This window comes from Gordonibacter sp. 28C, assembly GCF_003339845.1.
GTDB lineage: Bacteria > Actinomycetota > Coriobacteriia > Coriobacteriales > Eggerthellaceae > Gordonibacter.
Map to the genome: position 1 here is coordinate 59,590 of NZ_PPTR01000002.1, position 15,330 is coordinate 74,919.

At 62.9% G+C, this 15,330-nt stretch carries 14 protein-coding genes; 2 read left to right on the plus strand and 12 right to left on the minus strand.

Annotation, left to right across the window (positions count from 1 at the left end):
• Positions 1 to 53: 53 nt before the first annotated feature.
• The 9 genes from C1878_RS02675 to C1878_RS02715 form a co-directional block, all read right to left on the minus strand.
• On the minus strand, positions 54 to 278 hold the full coding sequence (locus tag C1878_RS02675) for a hypothetical protein (protein ID WP_114600174.1): 225 nt from the start codon (positions 276 to 278) through the stop codon (positions 54 to 56).
• Positions 279 to 288: 10 nt separating this feature from the next.
• Entirely contained in the window at positions 289 to 723 is a 435-nt protein-coding gene (locus tag C1878_RS02680; RefSeq protein WP_158539680.1) for a peptidylprolyl isomerase, read from the minus strand.
• 94 nt (positions 724 to 817) lie between these two features.
• Positions 818 to 1,321, minus strand: a complete 504-nt coding sequence (locus C1878_RS17045; RefSeq protein WP_114600176.1) for an oxidoreductase — start codon at positions 1,319 to 1,321, stop codon at positions 818 to 820.
• Positions 1,322 to 1,323: 2 nt separating this feature from the next.
• The gene (locus C1878_RS02690) at positions 1,324 to 3,690 is read right to left on the minus strand and encodes a molybdopterin-dependent oxidoreductase (protein WP_114600177.1); all 2,367 of its coding nucleotides are present in this window, start codon (positions 3,688 to 3,690) and stop codon (positions 1,324 to 1,326) included.
• A gap of 108 nt (positions 3,691 to 3,798) precedes the next feature.
• Positions 3,799 to 4,146, minus strand: coding sequence for a 4Fe-4S dicluster domain-containing protein (locus C1878_RS02695; RefSeq protein WP_114600178.1), 348 nt, complete (start codon positions 4,144 to 4,146; stop codon positions 3,799 to 3,801).
• A complete protein-coding gene (locus C1878_RS02700; protein ID WP_114600179.1) occupies positions 4,147 to 6,477 on the minus strand; it encodes a molybdopterin dinucleotide binding domain-containing protein in 2,331 nt (776 codons plus the stop codon).
• 486 nt (positions 6,478 to 6,963) lie between these two features.
• Positions 6,964 to 8,169, minus strand: a complete 1,206-nt coding sequence (locus tag C1878_RS02705) for a nitrate/nitrite transporter (protein ID WP_114600180.1) — start codon at positions 8,167 to 8,169, stop codon at positions 6,964 to 6,966.
• Positions 8,170 to 8,394: 225 nt separating this feature from the next.
• A complete protein-coding gene (locus C1878_RS02710) occupies positions 8,395 to 9,903 on the minus strand; it encodes a LuxR family transcriptional regulator (protein WP_114600181.1) in 1,509 nt (502 codons plus the stop codon).
• 270 nt (positions 9,904 to 10,173) lie between these two features.
• A complete protein-coding gene (locus C1878_RS02715) occupies positions 10,174 to 11,418 on the minus strand; it encodes a CynX/NimT family MFS transporter (RefSeq protein WP_114600182.1) in 1,245 nt (414 codons plus the stop codon).
• 237 nt (positions 11,419 to 11,655) lie between these two features.
• Between C1878_RS02715 and C1878_RS16510 the strand changes: the two genes are divergently transcribed.
• Together C1878_RS16510 and C1878_RS02720 are read left to right on the plus strand one after the other, a co-directional pair.
• Positions 11,656 to 11,832 carry a hypothetical protein gene (locus C1878_RS16510; protein ID WP_158539682.1) on the plus strand — a complete coding sequence of 59 codons (177 nt, stop codon included), beginning with the start codon at positions 11,656 to 11,658 and terminating at the stop codon, positions 11,830 to 11,832.
• Between the two features lie 25 nt (positions 11,833 to 11,857).
• On the plus strand, positions 11,858 to 12,304 hold the full coding sequence (locus C1878_RS02720) for a peptidylprolyl isomerase (protein WP_114600183.1): 447 nt from the start codon (positions 11,858 to 11,860) through the stop codon (positions 12,302 to 12,304).
• A 103-nt stretch (positions 12,305 to 12,407) separates the two neighbouring features.
• Here the strand turns inward: C1878_RS02720 and C1878_RS02725 are convergent, their stop codons facing one another.
• The 3 genes from C1878_RS02725 to C1878_RS02735 all read right to left on the minus strand — a co-directional run bounded on the left by C1878_RS02725 (position 12,408) and on the right by C1878_RS02735 (position 15,322).
• Complete coding sequence (locus tag C1878_RS02725) at positions 12,408 to 13,100, minus strand: hypothetical protein (RefSeq protein ID WP_147272892.1); 693 nt, start codon at positions 13,098 to 13,100, stop codon at positions 12,408 to 12,410.
• Positions 13,101 to 13,346: 246 nt separating this feature from the next.
• Entirely contained in the window at positions 13,347 to 14,642 is a 1,296-nt protein-coding gene (locus tag C1878_RS02730) for a CynX/NimT family MFS transporter (RefSeq protein ID WP_158539684.1), read from the minus strand.
• A gap of 332 nt (positions 14,643 to 14,974) precedes the next feature.
• Entirely contained in the window at positions 14,975 to 15,322 is a 348-nt protein-coding gene (locus tag C1878_RS02735) for a 4Fe-4S dicluster domain-containing protein (RefSeq protein ID WP_080142355.1), read from the minus strand.
• Between the last annotated feature and the right edge of the window lie 8 nt (positions 15,323 to 15,330).

Here is a 15,330-nt window from a genome sequence, read left to right on the forward strand (position 1 = left end):
ACACCTTATAATTCTGGTCGCACTATTCGCGACATGCAGCCTTGCCTCGCCCCTTAGGAGGGGCGATCCGCACCGGCGCTCTCCTCATCCTCGAGCCCCAGGATCGAACCGGTGCCCACCGGCGCGAAGGCGACGGCGCCGCATTGCCGGCACGCGCCCGTGGCGGCATCGACCTCGCCTCCGCAGACGAGACACGGGATGGACGGAGGCGGCGTGTACAAGGGGCTCTCGGGGTCGAACTTCCCGCAGCGGCCGCACATCGTGCAGGGATAGCACATGGCGCAACCCCTACGTCAAATCCACGAGCTCGACCCAGTACTCGAGAGTCTTGCCCGCGTATGGGTGGTTGAGATCGATCTTCACGGCGTCCTTCGTGGCATCGACGATCGAGGCCGGCTTGGCCGCCAGCCCATCGGCGCTCTGCCACATGACCATCGTGCCCTCCTTCATATCGTAACCGTGGTCGAGCACCGAGCGCGGATACCAACGCACGAGCTTCGGGTCGGCCTCTCCGTAACCTTCCTCGGGAGGGATGACCAGCGTGCAGCTATCCCCCACCTCCAGCACGTCGAGCGCTCGCTCGACGCCCTTCGGAACCCGATGGGCACCTATACGCACCGCAAGCGGCTCGTCTTGGGACCGATCGTCGTGGGGCAGCTCCCCCGCCACGCCACCTCGATAGCGTATATACGCCGTCCTGCCCGCTCGATCGAAGCTCTTCATAGCATCCCGCCTTCCAGCGCGCATGCGCGCGCCTTTCCATCGGGTGCCCGCCCCAGGCGTGCGGGCACCCGCTCCGTTCGTCCTTGCAACGAACCTAGAGGATCTCCCCGATCACGTCCGATTCGTCGATCTCGCCGACCTTGGCGTCATGGCGATGGGCGCCGAACGCGGCCACGCCGGTGGCCTTCACCTCCACGTGAGCCGCTCGGTGATCGCCACCCCGATCCACGTGAACGAACTCGCCTCGCGCCTCACGGGGCAGGTACTGAGGCACGACGAGCAGCTGCTTGGGTTTGTCGGCGAGACGCTTCGCCAACTCCTCCACCTCGCCGTAGCGCATGACGTTGGCCAGGCAGTGGTGCACGCAGATGGGCTCGCGACCCTGACCCGTGCGGTCCGCGCACAGATCGCACAGATCGGTGGGTAGCGGGAAGTAGTTGAAGTTCCAGTTGTCCTCATCTATAGCCCACGGGCCGTCCGCGTGCACGGAGATGCCCGTCTTGCCCACCGGGTAACCGTGCTCTTCCTTGCAGGAAACCTGGCACGAGCCGCAGTTCGTGCAGTATTCGTAATCGATCAATAGTCCGTACGTCGCCATGTTCACACCAGCTTTCCGAATTTTTCCCAAACGAAGTCCATGTCGGTGTCGTAGCTTTCGGACACGGGCTCGATGTTGCAGATGAGGCACTTGTTAGGCGCGCCGAAACCGAGCTTGCCCATATGGCCGTTTGGAAGGAGGTTGTTGATGTTGCAGCGGAAGTTGCCGTAGAGGTTGGGCTCGCTGCCGTCTTCCTCGGGAAACCACCAGCCGTGCTGCGCGTGAACGGTCTTCTCGTCCACGATCTCGGACACCTTCGCCTTCATGAAGCATTCGCCGAACATGTTCCACAGGCGCACCCACTGGCCGTCGGCCACGCCGTAGCGCTTGGCCGTGGCGGGATTGACTTCCACGATGGGGTTGGGATTGAGCTCGCGAAGATACGGGATCTGACGATGCTCGGAATGGAAGAACGCCGTGGTGCGAGCGCCGGTGGTCAGGATAAGCGGGTATTTCTCGACAAGCTCCGGCTTGCTCACCGGGCTGAATTCAGGCTCGAGGTAGTACGGCAGCGGGTCCTCGCCGAACTGGTTGTACGCCGTCGACCACAACTCGACGCGCCCCGTAGGAGTAGCGAAACCGGGCTGGCCGTCCGGGCGCAGAAGCCCCTTCTCGTACTTGTAGTAGTCGATGGGCACCTGCGCCACCACGCATTGAGAAACACGGTCGAAGTACTCCCCGTGCTCTTCCACGCCCAAGCGGAACGCCTCCACCAGTTCGTGCTCGTTAGCCCACTTTGCAAAGCGCTCGGGATGCAGGAACTTGCCTAAACGGTACGCGAGTTCCATGTCGGAAGGCAAATTGCCGCAATCGATGGCCTTGTGCATGAAACCCGCCGTCACCGTGCAGGGAGCGTAGTGAGTGAACACGGTGCCCTCGCGCTCGGCCACCGTGGCGATGGGCAGGAACAAATCGCATGTGGCCTGGATCGAGGCGTTCATGAACGTGTCGATGCCGATGCAGAATTCCAGCCTCTCAATAAGGGCGTCGTGCCAGCGCTTCGGCTCCATAGAGCAGTTGGTCAGCGCGTTGTCGCCCATGTAGAAACCCATGCGGATGGGATACGGCTCGTCGGTTTCGAGCGTTTCCAGCATCCGGTCAACCTGCGAGTTCAAGATCATGTTGCAGTACGCCGGATACTCGGCCATGCCGATCATCTTTTGGAACAACTCGTCGGGAATGCACTCCTTGTAGCCGAAGCCCAGCTCGTTGTGACCGGCGTCGGCGCCGGGAAGCAGCTGGCCGCCCGGACGGTCCAGGTTGCCGGTGATGGCCTGCAGCGAGATGATGCACTGGCTGTTCTGCATGCCGTCGGTTTTCTGATCGACAGCGAGGCCCCACATGATAGCGGCTGGTTTCGCCGCGGCGTACATGCGGGCGGCGGCGTAGATCTTCTCGACCGGAACCTCGCAGATCTCAGCCGCCTTATCGGGAGGCATCGTCCGCACGCGTTCGGCCAGCTGCTCGAATCCGTAGCACCAGTACTCCACGAAATCATGATCGTACAAATCCTCGTCGATGATGATGTTGAGCATGGCCATGGCCAGCGCCGTGTCGGTGCCGCTGCGCAGCTGCAAGTGGATGTCGGCACGCGCTGAAAGCCAGTTCACACGCGGGTCTATCTGGATGATGCGCGTGCCGCGCCGCATAGCGTCGACCACCGCATGCCCGAAGAATCCGTCGGGGTTCGATTCGAGCGGCGCCTTGCCCCACATAACGATGCACTCGGTGAGCTCATAGCGCTCGTCGTCCCAGCGGCCGGGAAGCGCGCCGGAGTAGTCCCACTCGGCGTACGTCGTGCCCGTGATATAAGCGGCGGCGGCCAGGCGCGGGGTATAGCAGGCATAGCCCGACTGCATGTAGCAGTAGTTCGGGGTGCCGAACACCATGGTGGGATACAGCGACATCGTGCCGCCCTCGCGGCCGGTGCCGGACATGCCGATGATGGATTCGGGGCCGTATTCGGCGCAGATGCGCTCGTAGTTCTCCTTGACGATGGCAAAGGCCTCGTCCCATGAGCATTCCTCCCACGACTCCGCCTTGCCACGATCGGCGCGGTCGCGCTTCAGCGGCGTCAAAACGCGCGCCGGATTGTAGACGTAGTCCTTGAGCGCGATGCACCGCGGGCACAGGCGGCCCTGCGTGACCGGATGGTTCTCGTCGCCCTCCACCTTGACCAGGCGTCCTTCGTCGTTGACGTACAGCTTGAGGCCGCAACCGACCGGATGGCAGCCGGGAGGCGACCAGGGGCACGTGCGTGTCACCGTCATGCCGTCCTCCTCGTAGCGCCAAGGCTTGCCGAGGTCGTTCACGTCTGCAAGTGTGTCGAGCTTCACCGCTTTCGCGGCCCTGTAGTCTTCTTCCCGCATCTTGCTCTCCTTCTCGTTGTTGCATACTCGTCGCATCCGCGCGAAGGAACCGGGCTCGGCATGGTAGCCGGACCCTTTCCCCGTCCAAACAGGCGGGCGCAACGCCACTTAGTACTGGTAGGGCAACGGGGCGAACAGCACCTGGTTGGGCTTTTCCTCCAACTCCCGCGCCAATTCCTCGACCGTGCCGTACTGCATGACGCCTGCCAGGCAGTGGTGCACGCAGCTGGGCTGCTTGCCCTTCGCCGTGCGCGCGGCGCACAGGTCGCACAGGCGGGTGGGCACGGGTATCTTGTTCCAGTTGAACTTGCCGTCGCCACACTCCCACGGGCCGTCGTCAAGTAGATGGATACCCCATTGCCCTACGGGAATCTTGTGCTCTTCTTTGCAGGCCACCTCGCACGACTGGCAACCCGTGCAGAACTCGTAATCGATGAGCAGTCCGTAAGCAGCCATTTACTTCACCAGCTTTCCGAAGCGATCCCAAACCTCTTGCATGTCCGTGTCGTAGTTCTTGTCCGCCGGTTTCACGCTGCACAGCAGGCACTTGAACGGCGACCCGAACCCGAGCTTCCCGATGTACTTGTGCGGAACGAGCTCGTTGATGTTCGAGCGCCACACCTCGTACAGGCTCGGCTCCTCTCCGTCCTTCTCGGGGAACCAGAACCCGTGCTGGGCGTGGACGACGCCCGGCTTCACGATCTGGGACACCTTCGCCTTGAGCACCACCTTGCCAAACGGGTTCTCCACCTCGACCCACTGCCCGTCCGCCACGCCGAAGCGCAGGGCGTCGGCGGGGTTGATCTCGATGAGCGGATCGGGATTCATCTCGCGCAGATAGGGAATCTGCTTGCCCTCGGAGTGGAAGTAGCAGTACGTGCGGGCCCCGGTGGTCAGCACGAGCGGGAACTGCTCGGCGAGCTCGGGCGTGGACACGGGGCTGAGCTGCGGCTCTTCGTAATACGGCAGCGGATCCTCGCCGAACTGGCGGAACATCGTCGAATACAGCTCCACGCGACCGGTGGGGGTGTTGAAGCCCGGTTTGCCGTCAGGACGCAGCTTGCCCGACTCGTACTTGCGATAGGACAATGTCTCCACCTTCTGGTGCACCACCTCCTCGCGCAGCTCCTCGAAGGTCTGTTTGTTGTTGAGGCGGTAGTACTCGAGGAAGTCGTAGTAATCCTTGAACCGCTCGTAGTTCTCGGGCATGCAGCGCTTGCCTATCTCGTACATGATCTCGCAGTCGCCTTTGCCCTCGCCCACGGTGATGGACTTGTTCACGGCACCGGCCATGATGGGCGAAGCGCCGTAGTGGGTATAGACGACCGTGTCGTGTTCGACCGTGGTGGAAAGCGGCAGGAAAAGCTCGCAGCATGCCTGTATGGTGGGAGTCATCCACACGTCGATGCCGAAGCACCATTCAAGGTTCTTCACCATGGCGTCGTGCCAGCGCTTCGGCTGCGCCGCACACGTGCCCGCAAGGAAGTTCGTGTCCTCGAAGCCGCCCATCTTGAATTCGTAGGGCTCGCCGGTCTCCAACGCGTCGAGCACCATGTCGCACTGGGCGTTCAACACTAAGCCCACGTAAGCCGGATACTCCTTGATGCCCATGATCTTGCTTTGCAGCTCCGGACCCAGGTTGTTCCACCCGAAGCCGAGCTCGAGCCCGTCGTTCACGTCGCCGATGAGCTGTCCACCCGGCACGTCGATGTTGCCGGTAATGGCCTCGAGGGCCAGCACGCAATGCCCGGCCTGTACGCCGTTGGATTTTTGATCGATAGCCAAGCCCCAAGCGATCTGCGCCGGCTTCGCGGAGGCGTAAGCACGCGCCGCCTCGCAGATGAGATCGGCGTCGACACCCGTGATCTCGGCGGCTTTGTCGACCGGCATGCTCCGCACGCGCTCGGCCAGCTCGTCGAAGCCGTAGCACCACTTCTCCACGAAGTCGTGGTCGTACAGGTCTTCGGAGATGATGACGTTCAGCATGGCCATGCCGAGCGCCGCGTCGGTTCCGGGACGCAGGCGCAGGTGCCAGTCGGCGCGCGTGGCCACCCAGTTCACGCGGGGGTCGATGCTCATGAGCTTCGCACCGCGGCGCATCATGTCGATAGCCGCATGGCCGAACAGGCCGTCCCCGTTCGACGGCAGCGGCTCCTTGCCCCAGAACACGATGACCTCGGGCAGCGTGAACGCGGGGTCGTCGTAGCGCCCGTGCAAACCGCCGGCGTAGTCCATCTCGGGGTAGGTCGCGCCCAGCACGTACGTGGTGCCAGCCACGCGCGGGATGTAGCACGAATAGCCCGACTGCGTGTAGCAGGCGTTCGGCGTTCCGAGCGCCGAGTGGGCGTAAGCGGGAAGCATGGGGCCGCCTTCGCGGCCGGTGCCGCCCATGAGCAGGATGGACTCCGCTCCATAGCGGTCCTTGTAGTAACTCACCTTCTCGGCAAGCAGATCGAACGCCTCTTCCCAGGTGATACGTTCCCATGCGTCTTTGCCGCGATCCTCGCGAGCGCGCTTCATGGGATGGCGCACGCGATCGGGGTTGTAAACGTAGTCGGGAATCGTCAGGCAGCGCACGCACAGGCGACCGTTGGTTATGGGATGGTTCTCGTCACCCTCGATCTTCACCAGCTCGCCTTGATCGTTCACGTACGTCTTGATGCCGCATCCGGTGGGGTGGCAGCCCGGCGGTGACCATGCGCAGCCGCGGATGACGGTGAGCCCGTCCTCGACGTAGCGCCACGGCTTGCCGAGATCGGCGGTTCCCTGGCCTTTGAAAATCTTCATGCCCTCTCCTTTGCTCGTCTTCGCTTCCTCGTGCTCCCCGGCGGTCCTGCCCGCACCCGGAGCGTCGCGCGCGGCGCAAAACGACCACGCGCAGCCTTGGCATCGGGAGCCCCGGCCGGGCCGAAAGGCCGGGCACACCAAGGCGGATCAACGCTGCTCCTTTCATCCTGCTGCGTTCGACGGTGCGGATGCGATCGGCTTCGCACCCGACGCGGAACGCGGCACCCCGCACATCCGACCCGCGAGGCACCTGCTTTCGAAGCCCCGCCGTCCGGGGAGGCAGAGCACTGTCTGCAATCTAGGCCACGGAAGGGCGGCTGGGTATCGTACGCGAATTGCGAATTGCGTCCCGAAGGCGCGGCACCCCTCATACCGCCCGTTCGAATAACGTCCGCCCGATCCTGTTTTACCTGATCATCGCCTCATACAAAAGACGGCCCCAAAGGGCCGTCTTTGCGTGCGGTATGCGGTACTCCTCTCAGCCGCTCAGCGGAGTTTGCGCAGCCCGACGAAGAAGATGACGATGCAGATAAGGTAGCAGGGCACCAGCACGGCGTACGATGCCGTGGCCCACCCGAACGCCGCAACGGCGTTGCCCATGAACATGGCGCCCACGAACATGCCGAGGTTCTGCGTCGTGGCCACAAGGCCGTTTGCCACGGGAACGTCGTCGGGGTCGACCGTGTCGGGCGTGGCGGCCCAGATGATGGAAGGCACGAAACCGCCCGCGATGCCGGCCAAGACCATGATTCCCCAATACAGTTCGGGGATCGGGCAGATAAACACCACGGCGGTGTACGCGACGCCGCCGCACAGAGCGAAGAACAGCACCCATTTACGGGTCTTCAGCCAGTCGGACAGCTTGCCGCACAAAGGAGCGCAAATGGCTCCGGCTACGCCGAACGCCGAGGCGATTCCCGTGGCCCATACCAGCGTCGTCGCCAACTGCTCGGTCAGGTACGTGGTCAGAAAGCCGTTGATGGCCATGAACGCCGCCTCGTCGAAGAAGAAGATCATGCCCAGCGCCCACAGCATAGGGTTCTTGAGAGCGCGCTTGAAGTCGGCTTTGCCCGCGTGCTGGTCCTCCTCAGTCTGGAAGGGCTTCTCGGGCTCGCGATAGAAGATCACGAACACGATGCCCACCACGATGTCGAACACGAACGTGCCCCACCACACCGTCTGCCACGGCAGGGCGAGCGAATCCACCACGTAGCCGTACAGCACCGGGCAGATGCACATGGCCAAAGCCACCCACATGGCCCATATGCCCAGCGGGAAGCCGCGTTTCTCGGGCGCGAACCAAGGAGCGATGGCCGAGGCTCCCGCCACGCCCATCACGCCCATGCCGGCCCCTTCAAGGAAGCGGCTAATCATGAACACGGTCACGTCCGTGGTCATGGCGCCTATGGCCGAGCCGAGCGCCGCACACCCGATGGCGATAAGCACGACGTTGCGTATGCCCAACTTGTTGATGAGTCCTGCCGTGGGAAACGCCATGACGAAGCCGAGCACGTAGAACAGCGCGATTACCCATCCCAGGGTGTCGGGTCCGAAGCCGAACGTCTGCATGACCACCGGTGCCAGCGCCGTCACCTTGGCCATATTGGCCGGTGCGGTGAAGCCGGCCAAAAACGTCACGGCAAGCACCACCCACCCGTAACTTGAATCCGTACTCTTGGTTTTAACTGCCATAAGGGCCCTCCTTCGGTAATGTTCGCTCTCTTCCCCGGTGTTTACGGCTCCCCCATAAACGAAGATCGCGCCCGCGGGGTCAGGAAACCCGGAGCACCAACGCGATTATTCCGCGTCGAAAGGCAGCTCGGGAATGGGCCGCAAATGAGGAAAACGAACATTCGAAGGAATACGAGGCGGTTTTTCTCAACCTCATGCTCCCCGTACGAGGCACTCGAACGAGCCTCAGACTGCCTCATCGCCAGCGGCGCCGACCAAACCCCCGGAATCGTCCGAAACCTCGATGCCCTCGATGAAGTCGAGAAGCTCTTGGCGGGAGTGGATACCGAACTTGCGGTAGATGTTGTAGATGTGCGTTTTCGCGGTGGACTGCGAGATGTAGAACGTATCGGTTATGTACTTGGCGTCGCGCCCCTTGAGCAGGATCTGCAGTATCTCCCGTTCGCGCGGCGAAAGCCCGTAGCGCTCGCAGGCGATCTCGCGCTTCTGCTGCCAGAGCGTCTTGCGCTGGCCGTCGTACTCTCTATATGCGCGCGTCTCGTCATCGAGGCTCGTCTCGATAACCGGTTCGAACGGGTACACTTGGTAGTTCACGCGAATCTGCATCCACGCACATGCGACGACCGCTGCCGCGCAGGTCGCGTACAGCGCCAGCGGCGCGTTCCCCGAGGCCAGCCCTCCAACAGAGAACAAAACCCCTCCTACGGCTATGCCCGCGAAGAACACCGACCCCTCCTGCCCGAACAACCACACGGGCGAGATCATGTCGAAACGAGACGTTTCAACCACCGCGTTCAGCAAGACGATAACGTTCAGACTCACCAGGCAGGTGTACGCGCACAGAAGCGCGAGCTGCACCTCGCTGGGCGAAACCGGCAGGGGGAGCAAAAGGAGCGCCGCAGTGAAGGCGGGGCTCTTCTTCAAAGCCTCCTTGTACCTGCGCTCGTCGGTCTGCTCGAGCAGAAGCGAGAATATTCCCGCCAAACCGACCGCAGCGCCCAAGGCAACGACCACGATTTCGGGAGGATATCCGAGGAAAAACGCCAGCAGAGAGCCGCTTAGCATGAATCCGAGCAGAAGCAGCGTGTGGTTGTTCCCCTTCACCTTGATGCTGCGCTTTTTCGAGTCGGCCGCGGCCACCAGATCGCTGTACTGGTAAGGCTTGCGCGCAAACAACAGGGAGACAACGGCGCAAAGCGCAACCGATACGAACAGCATCGCATACGAGTACCAAAACGCCATCTGCGAGAACACGAGCAACATGAGGCCGACGTACATGAACGCAAGGTCGAACACGAGCATGAGGGCTTTGCGCGCCAGTCGCTCGAGGAAGCGGCCGTACAGGAAGGCCGTCGCCACCAATCCGACACCAGCCAGCGCCGCAGAGGCCAGCGGGATGGACAGCCCCAAGGCCGCCATTGCCGCGACGGAGGCCGTCGCCTGGCAGCAAAGAATGGCGCGGCGACCGAGATCGGTCTGCAGGGCGTCCGCGGCGAGCTGGCCCGCACGCAGCGCGGTGGCCACGACAAGGGCCGTGGCCACCGCCACGACGCTTCCCTGCTGAAGGTCGACGGTGGAGCAAAGCGATGCGACGAGAATCAGCACGCCGTTGCCCATGCCCACGCCGAAGCCAAGGCAGCCATCCACCAAAACCGCTTCGAAGTCGCCACCGTTCTCGCCTATCGGCCGAACGGGTGCCTCGACAGCATCCTCGCGCTCTGGTGAAGTATCCATAACGAGCCCCCTTCGTGCATTCAGGTTATAGACAAGCTGCCGAGTCAACAAAAAGCATCATCGACCAGCCTTTTCACCTTACGCTATCGATCGTTTCCCCCACGGGAAACCTAGCGTTTTTTCGGCATCTGCACATCTCGACTCGTATCGAACGACGGTTTCCGAGGACCAACGCCGACATCGTTATTACCGGGGACTCTACTACCCCCGGCCGCAGCGAGCCATCGTACATGAAGTATGAAACGCGCTGCCCGCCTCCTCATCCAGGTGCTAACGGAAGCGGCAAAGGACCAACAGCAGGGTTCCCAGCAAGCCCAGCCCCATGAGCACAACGCCCGCGAAAAACACGTTGCTCAAATCGGGCCCGAGAAGCATTTGCACAAGAAACGTGCCCAAAAATTGCCCCAAGCCCTGAACCATCACCATAACGCCCATTCCCGGCGACGCAAGTTCGGGTCGAGGCAAGAGCTTGACGAATCCCGAAAGGAAGAGGCCGACGCCGCCCATCCCGACCAAACCCATCACTGCCACGGCCGTCCATAAAAGCGCGTCGGTTTCCGTGTAGAGGAGAAACGTGCAGGGGCCCATTACCGCGCATGCCGCAACCAGCAAGGGCTTGCAGCGGCCGACTCGATCGGAGAGCACGCCAAACAGCGGCGAAGACGCCACCGACAGGATCATGGGAGCCGTGCTGATGAGCCCCGAAAGCGTCGGATCGACTCCTTGGGATTGAAGGATCGTCGGAACGTAGGCGAGCACCGCTAGAAGGCAGATGTTGAACGTCGAAAATCCGCCGAAGAAGAGCAGAACATCGCGCGAGAACAGCTCCCGGCCGTGCGCGCGCAAAGAGGGAGCCACAACCGGGTCTTCGGCTACGGACTTTGCCGACAATTGGCCGTCAACCGAGGAAGACGCCGCCCGAGCGGTGGGCATCCTCACGGCAACGAGAACCAGAGCGGCCGCAACGGCTACAACGGCGGCGAACGCCACCCACACGCCCGCGAAGCCCATCGTCTCGAACACGGTCGGCGTTACCACGGCCGCCACCGTCGAACCCACGCACCCCCAGATTCCCCATATCCCCATGGCGGTGCCCACCTTGCCAGGATCCACGCACGCCCGCACCACCAAAGGCCCGCAGGTGGTCAAAATGGTTAAGGCCGCCCCCTCTACCGCGCGCGAGGCAACGAGCATCGCAGACGTTCCCGCGGCAAGGCCGATACCAGACCCGACAAGAGCGATGCCCAACGCCGCAACCATCATGTTCTTCGCGCCGAATCGCTGGGCGAGCAACCCCGCCGGCAAAGCCACGAACACACCCACCAAGGTGAACGCGGACATGAGCCATGACGCCGCCTCGGCATCCATCGAGAACCGGACCATGAGATCGCTTAAGATGGTGGGGACCTTGTACTGGATCATGGCTACCGACACGCCGGCAGCCAGCATAACCAATCCTATTGCAAGAGGATTCTGGCGCGTTCCCTTTCGAGCGCCGTCGTCTTTCCCATCCATTGCCCCTCCTTCGCCAACACCCTGCAAGCAACCATAGCGAACCGCACGAGGGCACGCTATCGAATGCGAGGGACGATATCATCGGAGCGTCTCATACCGCGCTTACGATAGGCACGCCGTCCCGTTGCGGGTACCATCGAACGCAAGCGAAGCCGCAGCGCCGACGATGCGAGCCACCCGCGGGGCGGCCGCCCGTCCAACCCGGCTTCTGGCCGCAACCGCGACAAGGAGGACACCATGGAAGAAAAAAAGAAGGCCGCACCGGCCGAGATGACGGAAAACGAGCAGGAAACGAAAGCCCCTGTCAGCGAAATCTGCGGGAACGCCCAAGAACAAGCGGCGGCGCTCGTAGACGACGACAGCGAGATCAAGCCCGTCGAGGGGTTCTTCCTCACCTCCCAGCGCTGGCACTGAGCCGGGATCGAAAGGAGGATGCGCCATGCCGAGCAAAGGGCAACGTGCCCGGTTCTTGTACCGGGGAAGCTTTCCCGACGGAAAGGTATTCGACGACTGCGAGGGCACCCCGCACGAGGTGATCTTAGGCCGGCACCAAGTCATGCGAGCGCTTGAAGAAGCGCTCTTGGACATGGAACCCGGAGATGAGCGGATCCTCGAACTCGCACCTGCCGAGGCGTACGGCGAGCGCGACGAGGCAGCGCTGCAGCGCGTGCCCACGTACCGTATACCGAACGGAGAGAACCTCCCCGTCGGTCACATAATCGGCTGGACGACGCCACGCAACGCCGAGCCGATCCCCGCCACCGTCGTGAGCATCGAAAACCAGGTGGCGACGCTCGACTTCAATCATCCCCTTGCCGGACGGGATATCGTCTACTGGATCAAGCTCGTAGACGTCGAACCGGCAGCATCCGGGGCTACCGTTTGATGCGTAAGGTCGTGCGCTTTACGACCAAGCTCCCGTCGAAGAAAACGAGGGCCCGTCGCCGAAGCGACAGGCCCTCGTTTTCCCGCGATCTCCTACCCCGGCTTTACGCCAGCGCCTGCTCCACGAAATCGCGGGAAAGCTCCGCGCCCGGCTCTCCCTCGTACTGCGTCATGAGGAAGTGGGTGGCCTTGCGGATCATCGTGGGCGTCTGGCCCAGATCGCGGGCGATGTACTCGATGGCCTCCGGCGCGAGCACCGGGCTCTTGCCCTCTTCGGTGTAGTCCTCGACGAGGCCCTGCACGTACGTCACCAGGCCGTCGGCATCGAGCGCCTCGATGGCGATCTCCTCGAAGTCGTCCAACATGCCGCCGAACTCGGACAGATCGTACTCGGACAAGGGCTTGGTCGAAGTGATGACGGTGTCCAAACCGTGCTGCGCGCGCTCGCCCAGCAGCAGCTTGCACATCATGGGACCCAGCTCCGCGTCTTCGAAGAACCCTTCGAAGTCGTCCAGGAACAGCACCTCGTAGGTGCCCAGATCTTCGAAGAAGCCGTCGTAGACCTCGGCGCGCATGGCCTCGGGCAGCTCTGCGCAGGGGCGGTAGAGCACCCTCTTCGTGGAGAGCAGGTCCTTGTCGAGCTGGCGGGCGCGCAGAAGCGTGGTCTTGCCGGACTCCTTCGGGCCCACGAGGAACAGCTTCTCGGGCTTGTCGTGCTTCTCGGTGATATCGATGACGCGGTCGAACGCTTCGCGGTTTCCGTCGGTTTTGACGAGCTCGTCCAAAGGCATTCTCATGATATGGCTCCCCTTTCGCCTTATTGCCTGAAACGCAGTCGATGGAACGCGACGCCGAGGCGCCGCGTTCCGCATAGGTACTGCCAATCATGGTAACAAGGGGGCGGGGGCAAAGCGAGTATGAAGGCCGACTCTCATACCGGCAGGGCTATGCCTCTGCGTATGAAAAACCGCCCCACGCCCTTGGCGCCTCGTACGTTGCGGCCTGACAGGCGCGCCTTTCGGCGAAGCACGATCCCGCCCTGCCTATTCCCAGCCTTCCGCGCTGCAGCCGAGCTCGTCCGCCGTGTCGCATTCGACCGCTTCCTGCGGTTCGCCGACCAATTCCCCGTCATGCTTGCGCTTCGCCTCTTTGATGAAGAAGGAGCACACCACCGACACGAGCGCCAACCCGCCCAGCATAACCAGCCCGGCGGCCTTGAACGACGTGGCGTCGGCGGCGAGCGCGTAAAGGGACGCGCCGAACGCGATGCCGAGCGTCGTGCAGAACGTGATGAGCGCGAGCGCCTTGTTCGTCATGCCGGGGGGCAGGTTCTCAACCGCCAGCGTGCGCACGCACACCGGGATGCCCGCGCAGGCGACGCCCTCGAAGAAGATGCCGGCCCACACGCCGGGAATGGTGGGCATGGAGTACATGAGCACGACTCCCAGCAGGTACGAAAGCCCGAAGGCGATCAGCCACCTCTTGCGCTTGCCCGTCAAGTCCATCGTGAAGCCCACGGCGAACGACAGCACCGACAAGCCGCTGCACACGCTCACCATGGCGTTCGCCGTCACCGCGTCGATGCCGAAATCCTCCGTCAGGTACACCGGGTAGTACGTGTTCACGCCGCCCGCGCATATCCAGGCGAAGATGAGGAACACGATGCCGATCATCCAGGCGGTCGGCGTTTTCAGCAAATCGGCCCAAGAGCTCTCCTTCGGCATGACCTTGCCCTTGGCCTCCTCCTCTACGAAGTTCACCTTCGGAGTGAGGTTCATCACGCACACCACCACGAGCGCGAGCACCGACCACACGGCCGACAACACGAGCACGAGGTCGTAGCCGTAGTCGAGCAAGCGCGGGATGACGTTGAGGTCGACGATGGTGCCGATGCCGGCGTAGGCACCCATGATGCCCATGGCCGTCCCGCGCGTCTTCTCGGGAAACCATATGCCCATCAGCGGAGGCCACGCCACCTGGTACAAGCCGAAACCCAAACCGATGATCACGCGGCAGAGCAGGAAGAACGCGTAGTTGCCCCCGCTGAAGCAGGCGAGGATCGAGCCCGCCGCCGTGAGGCCGGCCGATATGACGACGACCTTCTTCAAACCCAGCTTGTCGCACAGGCCGCCGGCGGGAAACGCCATGACGACCGCGGCGAACGAGAACACCGACACCAGCATGCCGATGGCGACGGTGTCTATCCCGTAGCGAGGAATGATCACCGAGGCGGCCGGAGGAACGTTGAACATGTTTACCGGACCGGCGCACGCGGAAAACAGAATGACGAACACCACGACCCACGCGTAGCGGGGCGTCTTGACAGCGCCGTCTCTCACCCTAATCACCTCCTGTAATCGATGCCCGAACCGTCCCTTCGAGACGGCTCGGTTTCGGCGATGCGTTCGCAGGACGGCCTCCGATTCCCGGAGGGGGCGGCATGCGCGACCCGCACCGCGGGCACAACGCCGCACCGAGCGGAACGCTCGCCCCGCAGCGGATGCACGCGGCGGAGTCGGCCGATTTCTGTTCCCCTCGGCATCTGCCGCACTTGATGCAGAACAACCCGCACATAGCCGTCCCTCCTTCGTCGACGCGTCCGCGCGGTCGGGCCGCGCCTTCCAGCGCGCGACCCGACCGGTAGCCTACCCTCGGCGCACCGCCCTTGCCGTCACTGCTTCGGCGCGAACAGGGCGAAGCGCGTCGTGCCGTCGATCTGCTTCACCAGGTCCTCCACCTCTCCGTAGTGCATGCACCAGGCCTGGCAGTGCTGGACGCACATGGGCATCTTCCCCTTCTCCACGCGGTCGGCGCACAGGTCGCACGCCTTCGTGACCACGGGAAGCCACGTCCACTCCCATTTGTCGGGGCCCTTGGGCTTTCCCTCGTAGGCGTACGGGCCCGTCTCGGACAGCTTTATCCCGAACTCGCCCTTGGGCAGATCCAGATGCTTCTTGCACGCCACCTCGCAGGAATGGCAGCCCGTGCAGTAGTCGTAGTTGATGAGGATTCCCTTCATTGCTCCGC